This is a genomic window from Mycobacterium sp., assembly GCF_040509115.1.
Classification (GTDB): Bacteria; Actinomycetota; Actinomycetes; order Mycobacteriales; family Mycobacteriaceae; genus Mycobacterium.
Window position 1 is genome coordinate 1 of sequence record NZ_JBEVLO010000559.1, and the last position, 4,258, is coordinate 4,258.

Here is a 4,258-nt window from a genome sequence, read left to right on the forward strand (position 1 = left end):
GGCTTCGCCGCCCCCGCCAATGCGGACCTGACCCACCAGCAGTGGATCAACGACATCCAGCAGCAGGCCACCACCGGCCAGGTCACCTCGACCGTCGGCAACGGCCGCTAAGACACCAGACACAGCAGGGGCACCCGGAAACGGGTGCCCCTGCTGTCTTTCGAAGCCGGCCCGCGGTGGCAGCCATTGGCCCTCGCCCCAAGTTGCCGATCATGAAGGTCTTCCCCATGCCGCCGAGTTGCGGGCAGATCGTATGGTCCCGGCAGGAGGAATTAGCCCGTGCTTCGCGGTGACGCGGCAAGGCCGCGCAGGATCAACTCCAACGACGACTCGAACGACGACTGCACCATCACCGAACCCAGGTGCGGCGCTGCGGCCTCGGTGTGGGGATTGCCGTCGTCGGGCAGACGGTTCGCAAGTTCCTGCCACGACGCGAGATCGGCGTCCTGGATCTCGGTGGGCAACTCGACGAACGCTCCCTCCAACATGGCCTGTCCGAGCAAGAAGTCGGACAGGGAGCCGAACCACTTCGCGGCGGACTCCTCGTCGAATCCGCCTTCGCGGAGCAGGGCCAAGGTGAGTTCCACGGCGCGAATCTCATTGGGCAGTCCCGTGGTACGCGTCGCGACGGCATAACCGGTGCGCGGGAATTCGCGCGCGTAGACGGCGAAGAGGACGCGCGCGAGGTCGGCCAGTGACGACAGCCAGTCTTCACCGGGTGACCAGCGGTCGAGGCCGATGCCGATCATCCGGTCCGCGACGGCCCGCAGCACGTCGTCGATGCCCGCGAAGTGGCGGTAGAGCGCGGACGGATCGGCGCCGACGGCCGCCGCGAGGGTGCGTGCGCTGAGCACGCCGGCACCTCGGTTCTCGATCAGGTTGACCGCTGCGTCGACGTACACCTCCCTCGACAGTTCGGTACCTGCCAGGGTGCGTCGGCGTCGTCGGCCCGACGCTTGCTGTCTCCGAGGATCGTCCACGATTCGGCGCTCCTTATGTCAACGCTGTTGCCTCAGCTTATGTCAACGCTGTTGACCTTAGAGTCATCATGCCCGAAGGTGGGATGCGATGGGCGAATGCAAATTGATGACGGACGATCCGACTCTTGGACAAATCAGGCGCAGCGCAGGGGAAGCTGGACACGTCAGCTATTACGTCGACGTATTGACCGACGGCGGCGGCATCCGACACTTCGCCTTCTCGGGCAACATCTTCGTCGGCCCGGTGTTGGTCACCACCAGGGATGAACACGGGCAGTGGGACCACGACGTGATCGACGATCCGCGGCGGTTCGGCGAGTTCGCATCGGCGGACTGGGTGCGTCGATGGTTCAGCTGCCCTTGAGACCACCGATGCCGAGCGACGTGTCCGCGCCCTTCCTGGCCGAGTTGCCCTTGACCTCGTCGACGTACGCCTGCGGATCCCGGTCCTCGATGCGCAAGCCCTTCGTGGTCGGGTGCGCGGCCATGAACTCCGCGTACAGGCGGCCGAGTGATTCGCGAAGACCGGCGGGTGCATGGCGACGAAAGTCCGAAAGGCCCTCGCGCTCCTCTTCGCCCATGTGCTCGTCGTTGGCCTCGCGGGTTCGGCCGACAGCCTCCCACCAGGGGGTACTGCCGATCTCGGCGGCGTCGGCGTCGCGCACACCATCGCGAATGTCGTTGTGGTCGCCTATCGCATCGAGCGTCTCGCCCTCTGGGTCGTCAACCCCGCGTTTGAGCAGCTGCGGATAGAAGATCTTCTCCTCGAGGTAGGCGTGGACGTCCAATTTGTCGGCGAGTGGCCGCCAAACCGCTTCGAGCGCCTCAGTTCTCGTCGACTCACGCGCCTGCAGATAATCCAGTCGGGCGAACTGTTCGCGAAACCAGGTGTGGTCGGCGAGTATCAACATGGTGATGTCGGCCATGGCGGCTCCGGTGGGCTCGACGGATCAGTGTGGGCATCCCGATGTTGGCAGAACTGTCGGCGCGTGTCGAGCGCCACGGGAGTAGGCCAGGCTATCCTGCCTCGTCGTCAAAACCGTTGCGCCCCAAGCCTGCCTGGGCCATCGGCCCGCTAACCGTCCGACGGCGCCGCGGTTGACTTCGCCTCGGGAAGCAGTGCCCTCACCGACGGACCGGTCGTAGCGGGCCCGCATGCCGCCCAGGTATAGGGCTGCTGAGCCTCGATCGCGCCGCCGAGCATGAAGGTGCGGTCGCTGCGACGGGCACGGGCGAGGCTGGCCATCCAGGTCGCGACGGTGCTGAACCGGTTGCGCACGCCGGTGAGGAACGCGATGTGGATGAATCCCCACGCCAACCAGCCGACGAAACCGGCCAGTCGAACCGGGCCGACCTGCAACAGTGCGTGGCCGCGATTGATGTACGCCGCCGACCCCACATCGCGGTAGCGGTAGTTGCGGCGATCCTTGCCCGCCAACTGACGACGGATGCACGCGGCCACGTGCAGACCGCCCTGCATGGCGTTCTCGGCGACGCCGGGTAGCTTGTCCCTGCCCGCCAGGTCGCCGACGACGAAGACTTCCGGGTGGCCTGACACCGACAGATCCGCCTCGACGGCGATGCGTCCGGCGTGGTCCGTGGTGGCCGTCAGGATCTCGGCGATCCTCCTGGCGAACGGCACCGCCTCCACGCCCGCCGTCCAGAGGACCGTCCGCGCCGCATGCTCCTCACTTGGTCCGCCGTTCTTCGGCGTGACCGTGATGCCCTCCCGTCTCACGTCGGTGACGTGGACCCCCATCCGCAACTCGACGCCCACCTCCTCTAGGCGGCGGGCGGCCTTGTCCGCCAGGCTCGGGGCGAACGAGGCAAGTACCTGCTCACCGCCGTCGAAGAGCAGCACGCGGGCGTCCTCGGGCTGGATGCTGTGGAATTCGTGGATCAGCGTCCTGGTAGCCATCTCCCGGATCTGTCCGGCCAGCTCCACCCCGGTGGGGCCACCGCCGGTGACGGCAAAGGTCAGCCAGCCGTCGCGCTCGGGTCCGGGAGCGAGCGTCTCGGCGATCTCGAACGCCGCGTAGACGCGGCGCCGGATGCTCAGTGCGTCGTCGAGGGTCTTCATTCCCGGGGCCCACTTGGCGAACTCGTCGTGGCCGAAGTAGGACTGCTGCATGCCAGCGGCGACGACCAAGATGTCGTAGTCGAGGGTGAACGTGGATTCGTCCGGCCTGCGCGCGACGACCCTGCGGGCGGTGGGGTCGAGATCGATTGCCTCGCCGAGCAGTGTCGTCACATTGCGATGCGCGGACAGTTCCTCACGCAACGAGCGGCTGATCTGGCCGACGCTCAACGTGCCGGTCGCGCACTGATACAGCAGCGGCTGGAAGACGTGGCACGCATTGCGGTCGAGCAGCGTGACGTCCACGTCGACGTTGCCCAGACTGCGAGCGCAGAAGAGTCCGCCGAATCCACCGCCGATGATCAGAATCTTCGTGCGTCCATTGCTCACTGCGCCGAGACTACCCACGGAACGTGTCATCACCCGTCAGCATTCGTCGAACCGCCCCGATGCCGCCCCGATGCCACCGCGACGCCACCGGCAGGCGCCATGGCGCCAACGCCGAGCACTTCGGAAGCCTCGACGGGCGGGCTGCAGTGATATCCCTGCACGACGTCGCAGCCGTGGTTGGCGAGTCTGCGGGCGGTGGCGGCGTTCTCGACGCCCTCGGCCACGCACGTCATGCCGAGCGTGTGCGTCAGGTCGATCATGGCGGACACGATGGCTTCCGCCCGAGGGTCGGAAAGGATGGGCGCGACGAAGTGTCCGTCGAGTTTGAGTTCGTCGATGGGCAGCTCCCGTAGGTAGCTGAGTGCCGAATACCCGCTCCCGAAGTCGTCAATGGCCACTCGAATCCGCAAGTCTCGCAACGTGTTCAGCACCTCGCGCACCCGCCTGATGTCGGCAAGCAGGAAGTCCTCGGTGATCTCGACGGTGAGGCAATCGGGGGTTAGCCCGCCGCTCTCGAGGATCCGGGTGATCCGGTTGGGCAGGTCGAGGTCGCTGAGGGACGGCGGAAAGAGGTTCACCGCGAAGGGCACGTCGGTACCCTGTGCCCGCCACTCGGCGGCATCGCACACCGCGCGGTGGATGACGACCTCGGTCAGTGCGCCCATGAGGCCGTTCTGCCGGGCCAGGGGAAGGAATTCGCCCGGAAGTAACAACCCCCGCTGCGGATGCTGCCAGCGGACCAGGGCCTCGACGCCGGCGATCTGGCCCGTCGACAGGGTGAACTTGGGCTGATAGACCAAGCTGAGCTCGT

Annotated in this window: 5 protein-coding genes; 1 reads left to right on the forward strand and 4 read right to left on the reverse strand. The window is 66.5% G+C overall.

Annotation, left to right across the window (positions count from 1 at the left end; all coding sequences use genetic code 11):
• Positions 1–272: 272 nt before the first annotated feature.
• Positions 273–980 (reverse strand): TetR/AcrR family transcriptional regulator, encoded by a 708-nt coding sequence (locus ABW137_RS37100; RefSeq protein WP_526408193.1) that lies wholly within the window; start codon positions 978–980, stop codon positions 273–275.
• An 88-nt stretch (positions 981–1,068) separates the two neighbouring features.
• On the opposite strand from ABW137_RS37100, the gene ABW137_RS37105 reads away from it, so the two are divergent.
• Positions 1,069–1,344: a hypothetical protein gene (locus tag ABW137_RS37105; protein ID WP_526408195.1), complete on the forward strand. Its 276-nt coding sequence runs from the start codon at positions 1,069–1,071 to the stop codon at positions 1,342–1,344.
• Here ABW137_RS37105 and ABW137_RS37110 read toward each other — a convergent pair.
• The 3 genes from ABW137_RS37110 to ABW137_RS37120 all read right to left on the reverse strand — a co-directional run.
• Positions 1,331–1,906 carry a hemerythrin domain-containing protein gene (locus ABW137_RS37110; protein WP_526408197.1) on the reverse strand — a complete coding sequence of 192 codons (576 nt, stop codon included), beginning with the start codon at positions 1,904–1,906 and terminating at the stop codon, positions 1,331–1,333. The genes ABW137_RS37105 and ABW137_RS37110 overlap by 14 nt on opposite strands.
• 149 nt (positions 1,907–2,055) lie before the next feature.
• Positions 2,056–3,447, reverse strand: a complete 1,392-nt coding sequence (locus ABW137_RS37115; protein WP_526408199.1) for an NAD(P)/FAD-dependent oxidoreductase — start codon at positions 3,445–3,447, stop codon at positions 2,056–2,058.
• A 29-nt stretch (positions 3,448–3,476) separates the two neighbouring features.
• Positions 3,477–4,258 (reverse strand): putative bifunctional diguanylate cyclase/phosphodiesterase (locus tag ABW137_RS37120; RefSeq protein WP_526408201.1); only part of this gene is annotated, 782 nt, incomplete at its 5' end.

What these genes read in the sequence shown, in the direction of transcription:
- ABW137_RS37105 (WP_526408195.1), top strand. Translation starts at nt 1,069, where the DNA reads ATGGGCGAATGCAAATTGATGACGGACGATCCGACTCTTGGACAAATC.
- ABW137_RS37110 (WP_526408197.1), bottom strand. Translation starts at nt 1,906, where the DNA reads ATGGCCGACATCACCATGTTGATACTCGCCGACCACACCTGGTTTCGC.